General features: G+C 65.3%; 20 protein-coding genes and 2 tRNA genes. 10 read left to right on the forward strand and 12 right to left on the reverse strand.

What is annotated here, in order from left to right:
• Window positions 1-117: 117 nt before the first annotated feature.
• Window positions 118-1,335: an MFS transporter gene (locus AC2FNY_RS01235; protein ID WP_496801385.1), complete on the reverse strand. Its 1,218-nt coding sequence runs from the start codon at window positions 1,333-1,335 to the stop codon at window positions 118-120.
• A 104-nt stretch (window positions 1,336-1,439) separates the two neighbouring features.
• Here AC2FNY_RS01235 and AC2FNY_RS01240 point away from each other — a divergent pair, with 104 nt between their 5' ends.
• Both AC2FNY_RS01240 and AC2FNY_RS01245 read left to right on the forward strand, forming a co-directional pair.
• Complete coding sequence (locus tag AC2FNY_RS01240) at window positions 1,440-2,072, forward strand: DNA-3-methyladenine glycosylase family protein (RefSeq protein WP_496801386.1); 633 nt, start codon at window positions 1,440-1,442, stop codon at window positions 2,070-2,072.
• Window positions 2,069-2,734 carry an alpha/beta hydrolase gene (locus AC2FNY_RS01245; RefSeq protein WP_496801387.1) on the forward strand — a complete coding sequence of 222 codons (666 nt, stop codon included), beginning with the start codon at window positions 2,069-2,071 and terminating at the stop codon, window positions 2,732-2,734. The genes AC2FNY_RS01240 and AC2FNY_RS01245 overlap by 4 nt, the downstream gene beginning before the upstream one ends.
• Window positions 2,735-2,753: 19 nt before the next feature.
• On the opposite strand, the gene AC2FNY_RS01250 is transcribed toward AC2FNY_RS01245, so the two are convergent.
• The gene (locus AC2FNY_RS01250; RefSeq protein ID WP_234136791.1) at window positions 2,754-3,350 is read right to left on the reverse strand and encodes an rRNA large subunit pseudouridine synthase E; all 597 of its coding nucleotides are present in this window, start codon (window positions 3,348-3,350) and stop codon (window positions 2,754-2,756) included.
• Between the two features lie 215 nt (window positions 3,351-3,565).
• On the opposite strand from AC2FNY_RS01250, the gene AC2FNY_RS01255 reads away from it, so the two are divergent.
• Complete coding sequence (locus AC2FNY_RS01255; protein WP_011047847.1) at window positions 3,566-4,150, forward strand: HNH endonuclease; 585 nt, start codon at window positions 3,566-3,568, stop codon at window positions 4,148-4,150.
• A 14-nt stretch (window positions 4,151-4,164) separates the two neighbouring features.
• On the opposite strand, the gene AC2FNY_RS01260 is transcribed toward AC2FNY_RS01255, so the two are convergent.
• The 4 genes from AC2FNY_RS01260 to rocF form a co-directional block, all read right to left on the reverse strand.
• Window positions 4,165-4,500: a zinc ribbon domain-containing protein YjdM gene (locus AC2FNY_RS01260; protein WP_496801388.1), complete on the reverse strand. Its 336-nt coding sequence runs from the start codon at window positions 4,498-4,500 to the stop codon at window positions 4,165-4,167.
• A gap of 161 nt (window positions 4,501-4,661) precedes the next feature.
• Window positions 4,662-5,726 (reverse strand): ornithine cyclodeaminase, encoded by a 1,065-nt coding sequence (gene ocd / locus AC2FNY_RS01265; protein WP_496801389.1) that lies wholly within the window; start codon window positions 5,724-5,726, stop codon window positions 4,662-4,664.
• Entirely contained in the window at window positions 5,723-6,652 is a 930-nt protein-coding gene (gene ctlX / locus AC2FNY_RS01270; protein ID WP_496801390.1) for a citrulline utilization hydrolase CtlX, read from the reverse strand. Before ctlX ends, ocd begins: the two co-directional genes overlap by 4 nt.
• A complete protein-coding gene (rocF, locus tag AC2FNY_RS01275; protein ID WP_234136787.1) occupies window positions 6,649-7,575 on the reverse strand; it encodes an arginase in 927 nt (308 codons plus the stop codon). Before rocF ends, ctlX begins: the two co-directional genes overlap by 4 nt.
• A 106-nt stretch (window positions 7,576-7,681) precedes the next feature.
• On the opposite strand from rocF, the gene AC2FNY_RS01280 reads away from it, so the two are divergent.
• Window positions 7,682-8,107, forward strand: a complete 426-nt coding sequence (locus tag AC2FNY_RS01280) for an Lrp/AsnC family transcriptional regulator (RefSeq protein ID WP_234136786.1) — start codon at window positions 7,682-7,684, stop codon at window positions 8,105-8,107.
• 101 nt (window positions 8,108-8,208) lie between these two features.
• Here AC2FNY_RS01280 and AC2FNY_RS01285 read toward each other — a convergent pair whose 3' ends face one another.
• Entirely contained in the window at window positions 8,209-8,670 is a 462-nt protein-coding gene (locus tag AC2FNY_RS01285) for a disulfide bond formation protein B (protein ID WP_496801391.1), read from the reverse strand.
• Window positions 8,670-9,248 (reverse strand): YqaA family protein, encoded by a 579-nt coding sequence (locus AC2FNY_RS01290; protein WP_234145154.1) that lies wholly within the window; start codon window positions 9,246-9,248, stop codon window positions 8,670-8,672. Before AC2FNY_RS01290 ends, AC2FNY_RS01285 begins: the two co-directional genes overlap by 1 nt.
• Before the next feature lie 134 nt (window positions 9,249-9,382).
• Here AC2FNY_RS01290 and AC2FNY_RS01295 point away from each other — a divergent pair.
• Window positions 9,383-9,468: transfer RNA gene (locus AC2FNY_RS01295), tRNA-Leu, on the forward strand.
• A gap of 177 nt (window positions 9,469-9,645) precedes the next feature.
• Here AC2FNY_RS01295 and AC2FNY_RS01300 read toward each other — a convergent pair.
• A tRNA-Thr gene (locus AC2FNY_RS01300) sits at window positions 9,646-9,721 on the reverse strand.
• 278 nt (window positions 9,722-9,999) lie between these two features.
• On the opposite strand from AC2FNY_RS01300, the gene AC2FNY_RS01305 reads away from it, so the two are divergent.
• The 5 genes from AC2FNY_RS01305 to AC2FNY_RS01325 all read left to right on the forward strand — a co-directional run bounded on the left by AC2FNY_RS01305 (window position 10,000) and on the right by AC2FNY_RS01325 (window position 15,956).
• Window positions 10,000-10,365, forward strand: a complete 366-nt coding sequence (locus AC2FNY_RS01305; protein WP_496801392.1) for a GNAT family N-acetyltransferase — start codon at window positions 10,000-10,002, stop codon at window positions 10,363-10,365.
• A 309-nt stretch (window positions 10,366-10,674) separates the two neighbouring features.
• Complete coding sequence (locus tag AC2FNY_RS01310; RefSeq protein WP_234136782.1) at window positions 10,675-11,643, forward strand: TAXI family TRAP transporter solute-binding subunit; 969 nt, start codon at window positions 10,675-10,677, stop codon at window positions 11,641-11,643.
• A gap of 123 nt (window positions 11,644-11,766) precedes the next feature.
• Window positions 11,767-14,376: a TRAP transporter permease gene (locus AC2FNY_RS01315; protein ID WP_496801393.1), complete on the forward strand. Its 2,610-nt coding sequence runs from the start codon at window positions 11,767-11,769 to the stop codon at window positions 14,374-14,376.
• The gene (locus AC2FNY_RS01320) at window positions 14,373-14,810 is read left to right on the forward strand and encodes a universal stress protein (protein ID WP_234183614.1); all 438 of its coding nucleotides are present in this window, start codon (window positions 14,373-14,375) and stop codon (window positions 14,808-14,810) included. Before AC2FNY_RS01315 ends, AC2FNY_RS01320 begins: the two co-directional genes overlap by 4 nt.
• A gap of 93 nt (window positions 14,811-14,903) precedes the next feature.
• Window positions 14,904-15,956, forward strand: a complete 1,053-nt coding sequence (locus AC2FNY_RS01325) for a catalase family protein (protein ID WP_496801394.1) — start codon at window positions 14,904-14,906, stop codon at window positions 15,954-15,956.
• Between the two features lie 52 nt (window positions 15,957-16,008).
• On the opposite strand, the gene AC2FNY_RS01330 is transcribed toward AC2FNY_RS01325, so the two are convergent.
• Genes AC2FNY_RS01330 through AC2FNY_RS01340 form a run of 3 tightly spaced genes read right to left on the reverse strand, consistent with a single transcriptional unit; the run spans window position 16,009 to window position 20,103 of the window.
• The gene (locus tag AC2FNY_RS01330; RefSeq protein WP_496801395.1) at window positions 16,009-17,052 is read right to left on the reverse strand and encodes a lipocalin-like domain-containing protein; all 1,044 of its coding nucleotides are present in this window, start codon (window positions 17,050-17,052) and stop codon (window positions 16,009-16,011) included.
• Complete coding sequence (locus AC2FNY_RS01335; protein WP_496801396.1) at window positions 17,042-19,456, reverse strand: FtsX-like permease family protein; 2,415 nt, start codon at window positions 19,454-19,456, stop codon at window positions 17,042-17,044. The genes AC2FNY_RS01330 and AC2FNY_RS01335 overlap by 11 nt, the downstream gene beginning before the upstream one ends.
• Window positions 19,453-20,103: an ABC transporter ATP-binding protein gene (locus tag AC2FNY_RS01340; RefSeq protein ID WP_234136776.1), complete on the reverse strand. Its 651-nt coding sequence runs from the start codon at window positions 20,101-20,103 to the stop codon at window positions 19,453-19,455. Before AC2FNY_RS01340 ends, AC2FNY_RS01335 begins: the two co-directional genes overlap by 4 nt.
• Window positions 20,104-20,220 lie beyond the last annotated feature (117 nt).

Below are 20,220 nucleotides of genomic sequence, written 5' to 3' on the forward strand. Positions count from 1 at the left end.
GGCTCCGCCTCGCGCTCCGGAGTATTTGCAGCGGAATGAAGAAGCGCTGTCGCTCTTTCCTCTTGCTGCAAATATCCCGGGGGAGTCGCCGCCAGGCGACGGGGGCAGCGCCCCCGCTCAGGCCTCCTTGGGGCGCAGCATGAGCCAGATCAGCGCGCCGCCCGCCAGGGTCAGGAAGGGCACCATCGCCAGGTTGACAGCGGTCCAACCCTCGACCGGCGAACCGCCCGAGCAGTTCATCAGCCCGCCCGAGGCCAGCGAGGCCATGGTGACACCGCCAAAGACCAGGAGGTCGTTCAACCCTTGCATCCGGCCGCGCTCATGCGGCTCATGGGCGCCTGCCAGCATGGTGGTGGCGCCGATGAAGCCGAAGTTCCAGCCCAGACCCAAGAGGATCAGCGCGATGAAGAAGTTGTTGAGATCCACGCCTTGCAGAGCCACCACACCGGCTGCGGCCAGCACGACCAGACCGGCGGCCACGACCTTCTCCACCCCGAACCGGGCGATCAGGTGGCCGGTAAAGAAGCTGGGCACATACATGGCCAGCACATGGCTGGTCACCACATCCGCCGCATCACCCTGATCGTAACCGCAGCCCACCACCGCCAGCGGGGTCGAGGTCATCACCAGGTTCATCAGCGCATAAGAGACCATGGCGCAGATCACCGCTACCGCGATGCGTGGGGTCTTGAGAAGTTCCATCCGGCTGCGTCCGCGCGGGCTGTCGGCAGCGGGCGGGGTCGGGCGCGGGATGTCGAGGAAAAAGAACAGGAGCGCACCCAGCAAGTTGACCCCAATCACCGCGTAATAGGTGCCCAGAAACGGGATGACATAGGCGTCCGAGGTGGCCTTCACCAGTTGCGGCCCGATGATCGCGGCGGCCAGACCGCCGGCCATGACATAAGAGATCGCCTTGGGACGGAACGTGTCCGAGGCGGTATCGGCAGCGGCAAAACGATAGAAGCCATGGGCGCTCATATAGACGCCGGTCAGCAGGCTGCCCGCCAGAAAGACAGGGAAAGACGAAAGGTAAAGCCCATAGGCCCCGACAGCCCCGCCCAGTGCGCCTGCCAGTGCCCCCAGCAGGAACCCGGCGCGGCGTCCCCATTTCTGCATGATGGCCGAAATCGGTGTCGCCGACAGCATCGACCCCAGCACGATGAGCGAGATCGGCAGCGTCGCAAGGCAGACATTGCTGGCCAGCGACTGGCCGGCCAACCCGCCAATGGTAAAGATCATCGGCATCTGCGCGCCCAGAATGGCCTGGGCGGCGACGAGAACGGCGACGTTGCGCTTTGCGCGGCTGTCGTTGGTGTGGCTATCGGCGAGCGTCATGGACGCATGCGTATCGGCGAATGCAGGTGGCGGCAAGCCGGTTGAAACCAATTGTGAACAGATTAACCTTTGCGCGATCTGGAATCGCATCGCTGGGGGATGAAATGACTGTTGGGCGCATCATCGAAACCCCCGATTGTGTGGCCGAAGGGGCGGCCTGGCTGGCCGAGAGCTGTCCGCGCATGGCCCATGCGATGACGCTGACCGGGCCTTTGCCCCTGCGCCGGCGGCCGGATGGCTTTGCCGAACTGCTCAGCGCCATTGTCAGCCAGCAGGTCAGCGTTGCCTCGGCCAACGCGATCTGGGGGCGGATGCAGGCGGCGGGGCTGACCGGCCCGCGCAAGATCCTCTGGGCCAGCGACGACGACCTGCGCGCCGTGGGGCTGAGCCGACAGAAGATCCGCTATGCCCGCGAGCTTGCCAGGGCGCGCATTGATTTCAAAGGCTTGCGCACTGCTCTTGATGCGGATGTGGTCGCCGAGCTGACCCGGGTACCCGGCATCGGGGTCTGGACGGCCGAGATATACGCGATGTTCAGCCTGGGCCGCGCCGATGTGTTCGCGCCCGGCGATCTGGCCCTGCAAGAGGCCGCGCGCGCCCTCTATGATCTGCCCGAGCGCCCCAGTGAACGCGCCCTGCGACAGATGGCGCTGGCCTGGTCGCCCTGGCGCTCGGTTGCGGCGCGCGTGCTCTGGGCCTATTACCGGGTGGCAAAGGACAGGGAAGGGATCAGATGACACGTGTTCTGAGGGCCGAGCGCAAGGCGCCGGTATCGGGCGACACCCGCTCGGCGGTGGTATTCGTGCATGGCTATGGCGCCAATGGGGCCGATCTGTTGGGGCTGGCCGATGTTCTGGGCGAACATCTGCCGGACACGCTTTTTGTGGCGCCCGACGCGCCCGAGACGATCCCGGGCATGCCCTTCGGGTTCCAGTGGTTCCCGATCCCCTGGCTCGACGGATCCTCGGAAGAGGAGGCGCGGCGCGGGATGGAGGCGGCAGTGACCGATTTCAACGCCTTCCTCGACGCGCTGATGGTGGACGAGGATCTGCTGCCCGAACAGGTGGTGCTGTTCGGTTTCAGCCAGGGCACGATGATGAGCCTGCACGTCGCGCCAAGGCGCGAGGATCCGGTGGCGGGCGTCGTCGCCTTTTCGGGCCGCCTGCTGGAGCCGGACCTGTTGTCCGATGAGGTGGCCAGCCGGATGCCGGTGCTGCTGGTGCACGGCGATGTCGATGACGTGGTGCCGCCGCAATCGCTGCCGCAGGCGGCAGAGGCCTTGCAGGGCGCCGGTTTCAAAGAAGTCTATGCCCATGTGATGAAGGGGACCGGCCACGGCATCGCGCCCGATGGGCTGAGCGTGGCGCTGGCCTTCATGCGCGACAAGCTGAGCCTCTGAGCTGTGCTGCGCCGCGCGATCAGCGGCGCGGGCGCCCTTTTGGGGGGGCGGATCGGGCGGCGGGCATCGGCAGGCTTTGCCATTCGCCCGGCGCCAAACCGTCCAGCGTCCACTCACCGATCCGCGCCCGGATCAGGCGCAGGGTCGGGTGGCCGACCGCGGCGGTCATCCTGCGGACCTGCCGGTTGCGGCCTTCGCGAATGGTCAGCTCGATCCAGCTGTCTGGCACCGATTTGCGCTCTCTTATCGGGGGATTGCGCGGCCAGAGGTTCGCCGGCTCTGCTATGGCGCGGGCACGGGCAGGTCGGGTCAGCCCGTCCTTCAGCTCAACCCCCTCGCTCAGCGCCTTGAGAGCGGCCGCATCTGGCACGCCTTCGACCTGCACCCAATAGGTCTTGGCCAGCTTGTGCCTGGGATCGGCGATGCGCGCCTGCAACCGGCCATCGTCGGTCAGCAGCATCAGCCCCTCGCTGTCGCGATCCAGCCGCCCGGCGGGGTAAACGCCCGGCAGGTCGATATGGTCGGACAGGGTCGCGCGCGGGCTGTCGGCGCTGCCGCGATCGGTGAATTGCGACAGCACGTCATAGGGTTTGTTGAAGCGGATGAACCAGGCCATGGGCGTTGCCAATAGCGCGCGCCGCGCGTTGCGGCAAGCCTGTGGATAACCGTCACGACCCTGTTACTTGCACAAGCTAGTGCAGTGCCGACATGTAGTGGAAAATCAAGGCTTGCCAGCGACCGGACACGATATATAGTTGGTTCGAAGCCGGGGCGGGTGCTCCCCGCTCTGGACAGGTCTTACGGCAATCCGGGGCGAGGAGAGAATCCGGGATGGATGGCGATTTCAGGACTGATTTTGTGCGCGAACCGGGTGCGTTGAAACATCACCCGGCGCTGGTGCTCAATGCCGATTACCGCCCGCTCTCCTATTATCCGCTGTCGCTGTGGCCCTGGCAGGAGGCGATCAAGGCGGCCTGGCTGGACCGGGTCGATATCATCGCCGAATATGACGAGGTGGTGCGCAGCCCCAGCGTGGTGCTCCGAATACCCTCGGTCGTGGTGCTGAAAGACTATGTGAAACCTCAGAAGCGCGTGGCCTTCACGCGCTTCAATTTGTTTCTGAGGGACGAATTCCGCTGCCAGTATTGCGGTGGCAAGGGGGATCTGACCTTTGACCATGTGGTGCCGCGCGCCGCTGGGGGCGTGACCAGCTGGGAAAACGTGGTCGCCGCCTGCGCGCCCTGCAACCTGCGCAAGGGGTCGAAATCGCTGCGCCAGGCCAACATGTCGCTGCGCCGCCCGCCGCGCCGCCCGCAGGCCGAGGAATTGCAGAATGTGGGCCGCAAGTTCCCGCCCAACCACCTGCATGAAAGCTGGATGGACTTCCTCTATTGGGATGCCGAACTGGACGCGTGACCGCTGCCTGAACCTCAGTCGGCGGCCTTCTTCACAAATTGCGATTTCAACCCCATCGGGCCGATGCCGGGGATCTTGCAGTCGATGTCGTGATCGCCACCGACCAGGCGGATATTGCGCACCTTGGTGCCCACCTTGACCACGGCCGAGGATCCCTTGACCTTGAGATCCTTGATCACGGTCACCGTATCGCCATCGGCCAGCAGATTGCCGACACTGTCGCGGATGCCCGGCTCGGCTTCTTCTGTCGCCTGCCATTCATGGCCGCATTCGGGACAGTTCAGCAGCGCATCCACCTGATAGGTGAAGGTAGAGGCGCAATCGGGGCAGGGGGGCAGGGTATCGCTCATGCCCCCGCCATACTGATCCGCTCGCCCGCTGGCAAGGCAGCTGTTCGCGCGTGCCGCGCGATGCCTCCGGCGGGGATATTTGCAGCAAGAGGAAAGACAGGGGTCCACTCCTTCATTTCGCTGCAAATACTCCGGAGCGCGAGGCAGCGCCTCGCATGCCTTTACCCCGCCGCAGGCGCCGCCCGCTGCAGCATGCCGAACAGGTCGCGCGGGTCGTCGGGGTCGGCCAGCAGGTCGAGCGCGTGATAGAGGCCGGTCTCCTGCAACCGGTCGCGCACATAGCGCAGGGCCGAGAAATCCTCGATGGCGAAGCCCACGCTGTCAAACAGGGTGATCTGGCGGTCAGAGGTACGGCCGGGCGCCTTGCCGGTGATCACCTGCCACATCTCGATCACCGGATGGTCGGGGGCCAGTTGCTGGATCTCGCCCTCGATCCGGGTCTGCGGCGGGTATTCGACGAAGATGTCCGAGCGGTGCAGGATCGCCTCGGCCAGTTCGGTCTTGCCCGGGCAGTCGCCGCCGATGGCGTTGATATGCACGCCCGAACCCACCATGTTGTCGGTCAGGATGGTGGCATATTGCTTGTCGGCGGTGCAGGTCGTCAGGATCTGCGCGCCTTCGATCGCCTCTTCGGGGCTGGTGCAACTCACCACCTCGATCCCCTGACCAGACAGGTTACGGGCGGCCTTGGCGGTGGCGGCCGGGTCGGTGTCATATAGACGTACGGATTTCAGGCCGCAGATCGCCTTCATCGCCAGGGTCTGGAACTCAGACTGGGCGCCATTGCCGATCATCGCCATCGTATGCGCGCCCTTGGGGGCAAGGTACCTGGCCACCAGGGCCGAGGTTGCGGCGGTGCGCAGCGCGGTCAGCAGGGTCATCTCGCTCAGCAGCACCGGATAACCCGTTTCGACCGAGGCCAGCAGGCCAAAGGCGGTGACGGTCTGCAACCCTTCCTTGGTGTTCTTGGGGTGGCCGTTCACGTATTTGAAGCCGTAAAGCTCGCCATCCGAGGTCGGCATCAACTCGATCACGCCGACCGGCGAGTGACTGGCCACGCGCGGGGTCTTGTCAAAGCTTTCCCAGCGGCGGAAATCGGCCTCGATATATTCGGCGATGCCGCGCATCATCTCTTCGGCACCGATATGGTGCACCAGCTGCATCATGTGATCGACCGAGACGAAGGGCACCAGCGCCTTGTCCGAGGGGATGGTGGTGGCGGTCATGCGGCGATCCTTTCCGGGCGGCGTGTCAGGTGGATGCCGGCGATCATGCAGCGAACGGACCCGCCGGCGGTTTCGATGGTGGGGATCGCGAGCGGCAGCAGTTGTGCCGAGCGTTCGATGACGGCGATCTGATCGGGGGTCAGCGCCCTGTGGGCGCGGGCCGACAGGGCCAGCAGGCGGCGGTGACCGGTCAGTTCGATGGCGTTTCCGGCAAACTCGCCGATCTGCTCCGGCGTCAGGTCGATGACGGTGCGTCCGTTTTCGGCCAGACGTTCGGCGACGGTCCGGCGCCGTTTGGGGTCCGGGATCATCGACAGGCAGATCAGCGCATAGTCGGTGCCGATCCCCATCAGCACGTTTGTGTGATAAACCGGGCACCCCTGTGCGTCGACCGCATCGAAACAAACGGGTTCATAGTTGAAATGGGCGCAGAAGCGTTCCAGCAGCACCGGGTCGGCCCGGTGCGAGCGGGCGACATAGGCGATGCGGCCGATATGGTCGAGCACCATGGCGCCAGTGCCTTCGAGCGCCAGGCCGTCCTGTTCCAGCCCGCTGTAGTCGACTACGTCCGAGACGCGATATTCGCGTTTCAACAGCTCGATCACGTCCGGGCGGCGTTCGCGGCGTCGGTTCTCTGTATACATCGGATAAAGCGCCACATGGCCGCCGGTATGGGTGGAAAACCAGTTGTTGGGAAAGACGCTGTCGGGCGTGTCCTGAGTGCCGGTGTCATCGAACACATGCACCCGGACGCCCGCCGCGCGCAGGGTGGCGACGGCGGCGTCAAACTCGGCCAGGGCGCGCGGCGCGGTGTCACCCGTGGCGCTGTCGGTCTGGAACGCGTTGTCGGCGCGGGTTTCCGGGTTCGAGCGGAAGGCATGCGGGCGGATCATCACAACCGCCATAGGGGCCTGGATCGTGGTCATGAAAAGCTCCGCGTCGGGCGGTCGAAGACGCGGCGGCCCAGCGCCGAGGCGGCCAGATCGACCATCAGTTGGGCGGTGCGGCCGCGTTCGTCGAGGAAGGGGTTGAGCTCGACCAGATCGAGCGAGGTCATCAGACCGCTGTCGCAGATCATCTCCATCACCAGGTGGCCCTCGCGAATGGTGGCGCCACCGGGCACGGTGGTGCCGACGGCGGGTGCGATCGACGGGTCGAGAAAGTCGACATCAAGCGAGACATGCAGCATGCCGTTCTCCTTGGCCACGGTATCCAGAAAGGCCTGCAGGGGGCGGGCGATTCCGGTCTCGTCGATCTGGCGCATGTCGTGAAAGCGGATCTTGGTCTGTTGCAGCGCCTCGCGCTCGGCGCGGTCGACCGAGCGCAGGCCGAGGATGCAGATATTGCGTTGCTTCACCGGGTTGGTGATCACCGGGAAACCGGCAAAGCCACCGCGCCCGGTCACATAGCCCAGGGGCGTGCCGTGCAGGTTGCCCGAGGCGGAGGTTTCCGGCGTGTGATAGTCGCTATGGGCGTCGAGCCAGAGCACGAATTGCGGGCGGCCGACGCGGGCGGCGTGGTTGGTCACGCCCGCCACGCTGCCGAGCGCCAGCGCGTGATCGCCGCCCAGAAAGATCGGCAGCCCGCGCGGCATCGCCTGTTCGGCGGCGCGGATCAGGCGGTTGGTCCAGCCGATGGTGCGGTTGGGTTGATGCAGATGGGTGTCGTTCGGCTCGGGCGCGTGTTCGGCGGGCGAGAGATTGCCCAGGTCCTCGACGATATGGCCGAGATCGGAGAGCGCCTCGGCCAGGCCGGCAGTACGATAGGAATCGGGGCCCATCAGGCAGCCGGTGCGGCGCTTGCCGCTGTCGACCGGGGCGCCGATCAAAATGCAGCGTTTGGCAGTCATAGGATGCAGTCTCTTTGCGTTTTTGTCAGATTCTGATCGAAACGTGTTGAATTCCAGTGGTGATTTTGCTCAGTAGGAAGGGGGATTGTGCAAATCGGAAATCATCATGGACAAAACGGACGAGCGCCTGATTGCCGCACTCAGACATGACGCGCGGGCGTCGCTGTCGGATCTGGCGCTGCAACTGAACCTGTCGCGCACCACCGTGCGGGCGCGAATCGAGCGGTTGATGCAGCGTGGCGATATCCTGGGTTTCACGGTCACGTTGAAAGAGGACGTGTTGAACGATCCGGTGCGCGGGCTGATGATGATCGAGATCGAGGGGCGCGGTGCCGCCCGTATCACGCGGCAGTTGCAGGGGCTGAAACAGGTGCGGGCGATCCACTCGACCAACGGCCGCTGGGACCTGATCGTTGAACTGGGGACCGAGACGCTGGAAGATCTCGATCACGCATTAGCGCGGATCCGCCTGTTCGAAGGCGTGCAGGCCAGCGAAACCAGCCTGCTGTTGTCGACCAAGAAAGCCACCTGAAGGGGGAGGGGGCGCTGCCCCCGTCGCCCCGGGGGCGACTCCCCCGGAGTATTTTCAGCGAAATGAAGGGGCTGGGCGGGTGCGTCGCCGCGAGAGCGCGGTCAGGCCCGCCGGGTCGCGGCCAGCAGCCAGACCAGCGCCAGTCCGAGCGAGACCAGCCCGTTCCAGCCCGCCATCGAGATGCCGAACAGATCCCACGGGATCTCGTCGCAGCGCACCAGCGGCGCCTCCATGATTTGCGCGATCAGCTGTTCGGCGCTAAGACCGCCGATCGGGCCGGAGGTGCAGGTTGTGGGACCCTCCCACCAACCCTGTTCGACACCCGCGTGATAAAGGCCGATGCCAGCTGTGGTCAGGGCCGCCAAGGCGCCGGCCCAAGGCAGAATGCGCCAGCCGGTTGCCAGCGTCACCGCCCCGATGAGCACTGCCGCCCCATGCGGATAGCGTTGCCAGATGCACAGTTTGCAAGGCGCCATGCCGCCCAGATATTGAAATCCCCAGGCCGCCAGCAGCAGCGCCGCCGAGCCGCCCGCGGCCAGGAGAACCAAGCGGTTACGTGTCATCACAGATACCTCACCAGAAAGAAGCCGCCGATCAGCAACGCCATGAAGACGGTCATCACCAGCCCGAGACGCTTTTCGATGAAATCGCGCACCGGGGCCCCGAATTTCCAGAGCAACGCGGCCACCAGGAAGAAGCGCAGCGCCCGCGCCAGGATCGAGGTGGCGATGAAGGTGCCCAGCGGCATGCCCGTCCAGCCCGACATGATGGTGATCACCTTGTAGGGGAAGGGGGTCACACCCGCCGTCAGCACCGCCCAGAAGCCGAAATCGTTGAAGCGGGTGTTGAAGGCCTCCATCGCCTCAGCCTTGCCCATCGCCTCGAGGATCGGCGCACCGATACTGTCATAGAAGAAAGCGCCGATGGCATAGCCCAGCAGACCACCCAGCACAGAGGCCACCAGTGCCACCAGCGCGATCAGCCAGGCCCGCGAGGGGCGGGCGAGAATCATCGGGATCATCAGAAGGTCGGGAGGGATCGGAAAGACCGAGCTTTCCAGAAACGCGACCAGCGCCAGCGCCCAGAGTGCGTGACGGTGATCGGCAAGCGCCATGGTCCTGTGATAGAGCGATGTCAGCATGCCGCCCGTGCCTGCCCTGTGATTGAAGTTGCAGGTTGCAAACCATGCGGCGCGGTTGGGGTCAACCGTCTTGCCAATCTCGTTTTTGCCTCTGGACCTTCGCCGCGGCTGCGGCTAATCCATGTCCTCAGGTGGCCCAAGTGGCGGAATGGTAGACGCAGGGGATTCAAAATCCCCCGCCTTTACGGGCGTGAGAGTTCGAGTCTCTCCTTGGGCACCAAACAATCTTGCAGGGCAGGTACAATTGGATCGGGCTGAACGGGATGGATCCTGAGGGCGCTTTCCGTTTGGGGAACCTGCGCGTGAACCCGGCGAAAGAAATGCGGTCTAAGCCGACCGGGAAACAGGCTCACCAAGCGTCGGAGTATTCTGAAGGAATGGAAGCCCGAGAGAAGACTGGTGCCGCTGAAGGGACTCGAACCCCCGACCCCATCATTACGAATGACGTGCTCTACCAGCTGAGCTACAGCGGCACTCTTCTCTTTGTGCGGGCCGAACGCTGGCCACCACCATCAACACCGCGCCGCATCAAAGCGGCTTGAACTGCCCGGATTCTCGGGCAATCCGGCCGAAGGAAAGGCGCACATCCTGACGCTCCGGCGTTGCGCTCGCCGTTTAAACGCAACGGCCAGACCACGCAAGGCCAAATCGGAGAGCCGCGGCCGCGTGAGTGGGGCCAACGCCGCCGCGCAAAGGATGGACAGGCGCGCGCGTCTGCTGTTGGTTGCGGCGGGCACAACGGGATCGGACCATGCGGATCAGACCGGCTTGTATCAGCGATATCGACGCCCTGATGACGATCCGAGCGGCGGTGAGTGAAAACCGACTTTCGGATCCGGCGCGCGTCCCGCGTTCGGACTATCTGGACTTTCACCGGAACTCGACCCTCTGGATATGTGAAACCGGCGGGCAGGTGGTCGGTTTTTCCGCCTGCGATCCACGCAATGGGAGTATCTGGGCGCTGTTCGTGGCCCCGGGCCGCGAAGGGAGCGGCTGTGGTCGCACGCTCCTGGCGCGGGCCTGCGCCGATCTGCGGCGCGCAGGCTGGAGCAAGGCGTGGCTTATGACCGGGGCAGGGACGCGGGCCGAGCGGTTCTATCGCCGCGCCGGTTGGTAGGTCTTTTGCGAGATGTCGGATGGCGACCTGCTGCTTTGGCGCAGTCTGCGGTAACGGGCGGGCAAGCGCGGGGGGAAAAATTGCGACGTCGGTTCACATCTGGCGATTTCGCCAACCGGTTCACCCCTGCGGGTTGACAAGTCCAAATCCCGGGTGGAACCCTTGAACCATCGGGAGCCGCGCCCCCCCGCGCCCTGTCGGGTTGCAGCCCGCCCCTGCGCTTCGTATGGGCGATGGTCGGCGGAGGCAGTCCCGAATCTATCTCTCGGGCGTTTCTGCCCGCGTATAATAACTAACGGGAGTTACAGCATGAATCGGAACAGCAAGCTTGGTCTTGGCGCATTGGTCACGGCGGCCTTCATGGCGCCCGCGGCAATGGCCGAAGAGTTCATCACCATCGGTACCGGCGGTGTGACCGGCGTCTATTACCCGACCGGCGGTGCCATCTGCCGTCTGGTGAACAAGGGGCGCAAGGAACATGGCGTGCGCTGTTCGGTCGAATCCACCGGCGGTTCGGTCTATAACATCAACACCATCCGCGAGGGCGAGCTGGAATTCGGTGTGGCGCAGTCGGACTGGCAGTACCATGCCTATAACGGCACCTCGAAATTCGAAGAGGCGGGCAAGTTCGAAGGCCTGCGCGCGGTCTTCTCGATCCATCCCGAACCCTTTACCGTGGTTGCCCGCGCCGATGCCGGCATCAAGAGCTTTGACGATCTCAAGGGCAAGCGGGTGAATATCGGCAACCCCGGTTCGGGTCAGCGCGGCACCATGGACGTGGTGCTCGAGGCCAAGGGCTGGACCACCGGCGACTTTGCCCTGGCCAGCGAGCTGAAGGCGGCGGAACAGTCGGCGGCGCTCTGCGACAACCAGCTCGACGCGATGATCTATACCGTCGGCCACCCGTCGGGCTCGATCCAGGAGGCCACCACCGCCTGTGACTCCGTGCTGGTGAGCGTCGATGGTGACGCCATCGACAAGCTGATCGCCGACAACAGCTTCTATCGCAAGGCCACCATTCCCGGCGGCATGTATCGCGGCAATGACGGTGACACCACCACCTTTGGTGTGGGCGCCACGCTGGTGACCTCGGCCGATGTGTCCGAGGACGCGGTTTATGCGCTGGTGCAGGCGGTGTTCGACAATTTCGAAGACTTCAAGAAGCTGCACCCGGCCTTTGCCAACCTCAAGGAAGAGGAAATGATCAAGGACGGTCTGTCGGCGCCGCTGCATGCGGGGGCCGAGAAGTATTACCGCGAGCGCGGCTGGATCAACTGATCCGCGACGCGATGATTTCGGGCGGGGCGCGATGGCGCGCCCCGCTCACTCCCGGCGGGGGCCGGGCAATGGATAAATGACGCCACCAGCCAAAGCAGCACGGCGTGACAGGGAGAGATTTTCATGACCTCTGAGATTCAGGGCAAGCGGCCGCTATCCGAAGAAGAACTTCAGGACCTTGTCGCCTCGTCCGATGCGGGCGCGCGCGATCCGGCTGGCAGTATCGGGCTGTTCCTGGCCATCGTCGCGGTGATCTGGTCCGTGTTTCAGTTGATCCTGGCCTCGCCGATGTCGAACATGATCCTGCCCGGCAGTATCGTGAACAACTCGCGCCAGGTGCATCTGGCCTTTGCCCTGTTTCTGGCCTTTGCCGCCTATCCGGCGCTGAAATCCAGCCCGCGCGACCGCATTCCCGCCCAGGACTGGGTGATGGCGGTGCTGGGCGCTGGCATCGCGCTCTATGGCTATATCTTTTATGACAAGCTGGTGAATTCGGGCGGTCTGGCCGACGATACCGACAAATGGGTCGCGCTGGTCGGTCTGATCCTGCTGTTCGAGGCCGCGCGCCGCGCGCTGGGGCCGGCCATGGCAATCATTGCCACCATATTCCTGGCCTATGTGTTCTGGGGCGCCTCGGAATGGGTGCCCGAGGTGATCCGCTGGAAGGGCGCCAGCCTGAAAAAGGCGATGAGCCATATGTGGATCACCTCCGAGGGCGTGTTCGGCATCGCGCTGGGGGTCTCGACCAAATTCGTGTTTCTCTTCGTGCTGTTCGGCGCGCTTTTGGACAAGGCGGGCGCGGGCAACTACTTCATCAAGATGGCGTTCGGCGCGCTGGGGCACCTGCGCGGCGGCCCGGCCAAGGCCGCTGTTGTCGGTTCGGCCGCGACCGGCCTGATCTCGGGCTCGTCCATCGCCAACGTGGTCACCACCGGCACCTTTACCATCCCGCTGATGAAGCGGGTGGGCTTTACCAGCGAACAGGCCGGCTCGGTCGAGGTGGCCAGCTCGGTCAACGGCCAGATCATGCCGCCGGTGATGGGGGCCGCTGCCTTTCTGATGGTGGAATATGTGGGCATTTCTTATGTCGAGGTGATCACCCATGCCTTCCTGCCTGCCGCGATCAGCTATATCGCGCTGATCTATATCGTGCATCTCGAGGCGGTGAAGCGGAACATGCCGACGTTGGGCGACCGCGAGGTGCATCTGATCCGCACCGTGGCGGGCATGCTCAGCTTCTTCGTGATCTTTGCCGGGCTGTGTTATGCAACCCAGTTCCCGGCGCAGGCGATTGCCGCATGGGCGCCCAGTTCCGCCGGGCTGATCATGGGGTTGATCGTGACAGCGATCTATATCGTGCTGGTGTGGTTCGCCGCGCAGGTGCCCGATCTGGAACCCGACGACCCCAATGCCGAGGTGGTCGAACTGCCCGATATCGCGCAGATCTACAAGGCGGGGCTGCATTACCTGCTGCCTATCGTGGTGCTGGTCTATTTCCTGATGATCGAGCAGAAATCGCCCGGCCTGTCCGCCTTTTGGGCGACCGCGCTGCTGTTCGTGATCCTGCTGACGCAAAAGCCGCTGAAATCGCTGTTCCGGGGTGAATCCGAGATGGCGACCAGCTTCATGTCCGGGGTTGCCGACCTGTGGCAGGGGCTGATCGACGGCGCCCGTAACATGATCGGTATCGCGCTGGCGACCGGCACGGCGGGCGTGATCGTGGGCACCGTCACCCTGACCGGGGTGGGGCAGGTGATGGCCGATCTGGTCGAGTTCCTGTCGGGCGGCAATCTGGTGCTGATGCTGGTGATGGTGGGTCTGCTGAGCCTGGTTCTGGGCATGGGCCTGCCGACCACAGCCAACTATATCGTGGTCAGTTCACTAATGGCCGGCGTGGTGGTTCAACTGGGCGCACAATCGGGGCTGATCGTGCCGCTGATCGCGGTGCATCTCTTCGTCTTCTATTTCGGCATCATGGCGGATGTGACGCCACCGGTGGGGCTGGCCAGTTTCGCCGCCGCCGCGGTGTCGGGGGGCGATGCGATCAAGACCGGTTTCACCGCTTTCTTCTATTCCCTGCGTACCGTGGCGCTGCCGTTTGTGTTCATCTTCAACACCGACATGCTGCTGATCGACGTGGGCTGGGTGGGCGGCATCTTGGTGGCCATATCCGCAACCATCGCGGTGCTGGTCTTTACTGCCGGTACCATGGGCTTTTTCCTGACCCGCAGCCGCATCTATGAAAGCGTGGCGCTGATCCTGGTGGCTTTCGTGCTGTTCCGGCCCGATTATGTGATGAACCGGATCGCGCCGCCGTTCGAGCTGTTCGAACCCGCCCGCCTGGAACAGGCGGTGGGCGATGCCGCGCCGGGCGACGTGCTGCGGGTCATCGTGTCTGGGCCCGATTTCGACAGTGGCGAGATGAAGGACCTGAGCCTGGAGCTGACCGTGGGCAACGAGGCCGACGGCGCCGCCCGGGTCGAGGCGATGGGCTTTCTCCCGTTCGAGGAGGACGGGCTGATCAAGCTCGAAGAGCCGCTCTTTGGCACGCCGATCGCTGAATCGATGCAGGATTTCGACTTTTACGGTGACGAGGCGGTACGTGTCGTCACCGTCAAGGCCCCGGCCAATCAGCCGCCCAAGGAGCTGGTGTTCATCCCGGCGCTGCTGCTGCTTGGTCTTGTCGCCTTTCTCCAACGCGGCCGCGCCGCCAGACAGGGAGTCCCCGCATGAGCAGCTCTGTTCTTTGTGCCGTCGATATCAGCAATCCCGACAGCGACGCCCCGATCCTGAAACAGGCCGCGCGCCTGGCCGATCTGGACGGGGCGCGGCTGGACGTGGTGACCGTACTGCCCGATTTCGGCGAGACCTGGGTTTCGGGTTTCTTCGAGGCGGGCCATCACGACAAGGCGGTCAAGGCCGCTCATGACACGCTGGTGCAGTTGTGTACTCAGACACTGGGGGCCGAGCGCAATGCCGATATCCGCCATGTGGTGGCCACCGGCACCGCCTATAAGGAGATCCTGAAAACCGCTGAAAGCGCGGGCAGCGATCTGATCGTGGTGGGGGCGCACAAGCCCGATCTGGCCGATTACCTGCTGGGCCCCAATGCCGCCCGCGTGGTGCGCCATGCACCGGTCTCGGTCTATGTGGTGCGCGCGGGCTGACCCCGCCTGCCGCATCTGGATTTTTCAACCATCCGTGGTAGCCTTGGCTGCCGGCGATATTTCGCCGGCAGTTTCTTTGAAGGATAATTTGACATGACGGATATTCGCGCCGATCTGGGCGAGGCGCCGATCTTGGCCAATGAGGACGAGATCATCGCCGACATCATTCAGGCGAATCTCAAGATGATGGAGGTCGAGGAGAACGGCTTCAAATGGCGTGCCCAGCATCCCAAGGGGCATGGCGCCATTCCGGCCCGCTTCATCGTCGGCCCTGACGTGCCGCAAGCCCATCGCGTGGGGCTGTTTGCGCAACCCGGTGAGTATGCGGCGCTGATCCGGTTTTCCAACGGTACCGAACGGCGCGATGATCCCAAGGGTGGCGATGCCCATGGCATGGCGATCAAGCTTTTCGGCGTGCCGGGCGCGCGGGTCGAGGGAGCGGCGGATGCCAAGGGCACGCTCGATTTTGTGCTGGTCGACAACGAGACCTTTTTCGAAGGCGATCTGAACGAGTATTCCGCCTTCAACGATCTGGTTTCTGAGGTTCTGAATTTCAAACGCAACGGGGATGAGGCGCTTGCCGCAATCGTGAACGGTATCTACCTGAAATTCCTCAAGAAATATTTCAGCCACGATATCTATGCGGTGGCCCAGAAATTCGGCGATCAGCATCCGACCTCGCCCCTGCGGTCGATTTATTGGAGCACGACACCGTTTCTGCATGGCGATATCGCGGTCAAGCATCGCGTGGTGCCCGATCCCGCGCCCGCGCCGGGAGAGTTGCGCGACGGGGTCGAGGGTGCGGACGGGCTGACCGAGCAATTGCTCGACGGGTTGACGGGCAAGGCAGCGGCCTTTGATTTCTATATCCAGCCGCAAGAGGACGTGGCCGCGCATCCGATCGAGGATCCCAACGTGAACTGGACCGAGAATGGGGCGGGCTGGGTGAAACTGGCGCGGATCGAGATCCCGGCGCTTGACGCGGGCGATGCGGTGGCGCGCGCGGCTCGGGTCGCGGCGGGGGACAGGATGGCCTTCAACCCGTGGAACACGCTGCCCGAACACCGCCCGCTGGGTGCTGTGAACCGGGTGCGCAACAAGGTCTACAAGGAGCTTGCCCGCGCCCGCAACGCCGAAGGGGTATAGGCCAGAAAGCAGAAGGTCGTGCCCGTCCTGCAAGTTCGAGCGCGACCCAGCCTTACTCGGCCCCGTAGCCGGTCATTTCCAGATAACCGCGCCCGGCATGGCTGCCGCTGACGCGCACCGGCCCTTCCCAATAGGCAAAAGACGTGCCCATCCAGGCCTTCGGGTTCAGCGCCTCGACCGTCACGTCCAGCCCCCGCGCCGGGATCGCCAGCCGCCAGCGTACCGGCACCTTGGGGCCGTTGCCACTCGATGCGGTGGCTCGTGGTTCAGCCTGGATACTGCCATCGGGCAGGGCGGTCGCGTGCCCATCGGCTCCAATCCATGTTCCGGATGTGAAATCCGTGTCGCCGCGCAAGCGAAAGGCCATGACGCGGCTGCCGTCGTCCAGCACCAGCGAGAACCAGTCCCAGCCGCTCTGATCCTCGGCCAGCGGTTGCGAGGACCATTCCCGGTCGATCCAGGCCTGTCCGGTCACAGGCATCTCTCCCTCGGGCAGGGTCAGGCTGCCCGAAACCTCCAGAAACGGTTGTGAATAGTAATAGCTGGCCTGACCGGCCGCGGATTTGACCGAATAGCCCCCTTCGCCATGCAGGACCAGCGGCCCCTTGGCGCGCATGGTCAGATGATAGGCGAAATCGCGTCCCCCGGCGCGCAGGACCATGTCGCCCCCCATGTCGCCCGCCATCTCCCATTCGTCGATCCAGGCGCGAAAGGGGGTGGCTTGGGCGCCTGCCTGTCCAATGCCGCCCCGCGACAGCCGCTCGGCAAAGAGGTGGCTGTCGGGCGTGGTCACGGCGGCATGTCCCATCCACAGTTGCGGGCTGTGCCATCCCGGTGCCTCGCCCGGTTTCAGGGCCGAACGGAACAGGGTCCATTGCAGGCCATACTCGCGCCCGTCCGCCCCGGTCAACGTGGCGGTCAGGTACCACCATTCGATACGGAAATCGGGATGCGGCCCGTGATCGGCGGGAAAGACCGGGCTGTGCCCGCGCTCTGGCACCGCAAAACCGTCGGCCTCGGTTCCCAGCCCGGCAAAGCCCTGCGCCAGCGCCGCCCAGGGCCAGAACAGCAGAAAGACAAGCAGCCTAACGTTCATTGGCAAAGACCCTCAGCAGGTGGGCGGGCGGCAGGCGATACAGGCGGAGCGCGGGCAGGGCGGCGGCCAGCGCGCCGGTGGCCAGCGCCAGCCCGATCAGCCGCAGCCAGTCGAGCGGGAACAGGTACATCGGCAGCCGCCAGCCAAAGGCCGCCACGTTGATGACTGCCAGCAGAAGCCAGGCCAGCACCAGCCCCAGCGGCAGCGCCAGCACTGCCGTCATCGCCGCCAGCGCCACCGCGCGCGCCAGTTCCAGCCGTGCCAGTCGCGCACGGGTCAGCCCCAGAGCCCAGACCGGTGCCAGCTGCGGCAGGCGTTGTGTCCACAGGGTCAGCAGGCTGGTGAGGATGGCAAACCCCGCCACCCCCAATGTCAGGATGTTGAGCGCGCCGGTCACCAGGAATGTCTTTTCAAAGATCGCGCGTGAGCGGGCCTTGAGCGTCTCCTGACGGATCACCGAGCCGGCGGGCAGGTCGAATGTGGCGTCGATCTCATCGGCCAGTCCCTCGGCCCGCTCAGGCGCCAGATGTACGCCGAACCTTGTATTCGGCGTGCCGGGGTAGCGTTCCAGCAATCGCTCCAGCGCCACGATGGCCTGACCGGTCGGGTTGCCGTAATCGGAATAGACGGCGGCGACAGGCAGGGTCCAGCCGGGGGCCAGCTCGACCCTGTCGCCGGGCCATAGCCCTTCGCGCCGCGCCATCTGTTCGTTGATCAGCGCCGCCTCTCCGCGCATTACCCGGTCCCAGTCCTGCGCGCTGCGCGCGATCAGCGGCCAGTGGGTGCGATAGCTCGGGTGATCGACGATGCCATAGACGAACAGCGGCGTGCCTGCGCGGTCGATCTCGGTCGAGCGGATCGGCAGCACTGCAACGGCGCGCGGTTCCAGCCAGTCCGCCAGCGCGGCGCCCTGCGCATCGTCGCGGGCGGTGACATAAAGGGTCGAGGTCAGTCGCTGGTCAAGCCAGCCGTCGAAGGTGAGGCGAAAGCTCGCCACCATGGTGCCGACGCCGATATTGGCGGCCAGTGCGAGCAGCAGCGCCATCAGCGCAAGTGACAGGCCGGGCAGCTGTGCCCGCATGTCGGACCACAGCCATTCTGCAACCGGGCCACGCGCCCGCGCAGCGCCGATCGTCAGCAGAACCGAGAGGGTCGGCGGCAGCGCCAGCGCGGCGGCCATCAGCACTGCGCCCAACAGGACAAAACCGCCGATCAGCCCGCCGCTCAGCGCAAAGCCCGCCAGTCCACCCAGCAACAGCGCCAGCGCCAGCAGCAGCTGGGTCCGGGCGCGCGGGCGCCCGCTGCCCCAGGCGCGCTGCCCGGGAGCGGCCAGGATCGGCATGCGCGCCAGGCGCCACAGCGCCTGGGCGCTGGCCAGCAGGGTTCCGGCGACTGCCATGCCAAGGCCCGACAACAGCCAGACCGGCCTGAGTTCCAGCGCGCCCGAGACCGGCGCGCCGTAGAGACCGCGCAGGGTGGCGGCCACGTCCGGCAGCAGGCCGGCGGCCACCAGATAGCCCAGCACCAGCCCCGCCGCGCCGCCCAGCAGCGCCAGCAGGCACAGCTCGGCCAGCAAGAGCCGGGTCAACAGCCGTAGCGGCAGGCCCAGCGCGCGCAGCGTGCGGATGAGGCCGCGCCGCTGTTCAAACGCCAGCCCGACCGCGCCATGCACGATGAACAGGCCCACCACGAAGGAGAGCAGCCCAAAGGCGGTGAGGTTGAGGTGGAAACTGTCCGTCAGCCGCGCGATGTCCTGCGCGCCGGATGCGGGCTGGCGGATCAGGTCGGGCGCGATCTCAGCCAGAGGGGGGCGGACCAGCGGTTGGCCGGGCAGGACCAGCAGATGCGAGATCTGGCCGGGACGGTTCAACAGCGCTTCCGCGGTGCCGATATCGGTCAGCACCGTATCGGGCGGCAAGGCGGTGGTCGCGACCACGGGTGGCAGGCCGGGTTCACCCTGCAAGGTCAGCGCCAGCGCTGGCGCGGCAAACAGGCGTCCGGGCGCGGTCAGCGCCTCGACCGGGGCGATTTCGGCGGCGGCGGCGCTTTCGGCGATGGCGGGCAGGTCGGGATAGGCCAGAAGGTCGATGCCGGTTACCGCCACCGCACGCAGGCCCAGCCGCATCTCGCCTTCGAGAACCGCCGCCACCTGCCAGCCCGCCCGTCGCAGCGCAAGATAGTCATCAAGCGTCAGTGTCGCCCCATCCGCGCGGCGCAGGCGGTCCAGTCCGCCAGCGCCGATCTGGTTGGCGGCCTGTGCGTAAGAGGCGCGCGCCTCACCGTTGATGGCCTGCACCGCCGACCACAGACCGGTGGCCAGCGCCACGCCCAGAAGCAGCGTCACCAGTTGCACCGGATGGCGCCGCCAATGCGACCCCAGCGCCAGAAGCGCGGCGCCGATCACGCCGCCACCCGCCCGCCGGTCAGATGCGCGCGCCGGTCCAGCCGGGCGGCGATGGCCTGCGAATGGGTGACCAGCAGCAGCGCCGTGCCGCTGTCGCGCACCAGGTCCAGCATCAGGTCCAGCACGGTGCCGGCGGCGGTCTCGTCGAGGTTGCCGGTCGGCTCGTCCGCCAGCAGCAGTTTCGGGCGCCCTGCCATGGCCCGCCCGATGGCGACCCGCTGTTGCTGCCCGCCCGACAGCTGCTCGGGATAGCGTTCGGTCAGATCGCCCAGCCCCAGCCGCGCGGTGATCTCTTTCAGCCAATCGGCATCCAGCCGACCGGCCAGCCGCGCCTGGAACGAGAGGTTCTGTGCCACGGTCAGCGCCGGGATCAGGTTGAACTGCTGGAACACCAGCGCAACCCGGTCGCGCCGCAGCGCCGCCCGGCCCGCATCGTCAAGCCGCGACAACGCCACCCCGTCCAGAATGATCTCGCCGCTGTCGAACCCGTCCAGCGCGCCGGTCAGGTTCAAGAGCGTGCTCTTGCCGCTGCCACTTTCGCCGGTCAGCGCCAGGCTCTGCCCCCGATCCAGCGTGATCGAGGCGCCGCGCAGCACCGGGCGCCCCCCCGGATAGGTCTTGGTCACGGTATCGACGGTCAGAAGCATGGGCGCGCGGCCTCCGGGCAGTTATGGGTCAGAGAATGGTCCGTCCACCGCCGCTGTCCAGCCCCAAGCCGCGATGGCCACCTTTCGCCGCAGGACACGGGTCGCGATTGCAATCGG

This window comes from Ruegeria sp. BHSC223 (assembly GCF_059613025.1).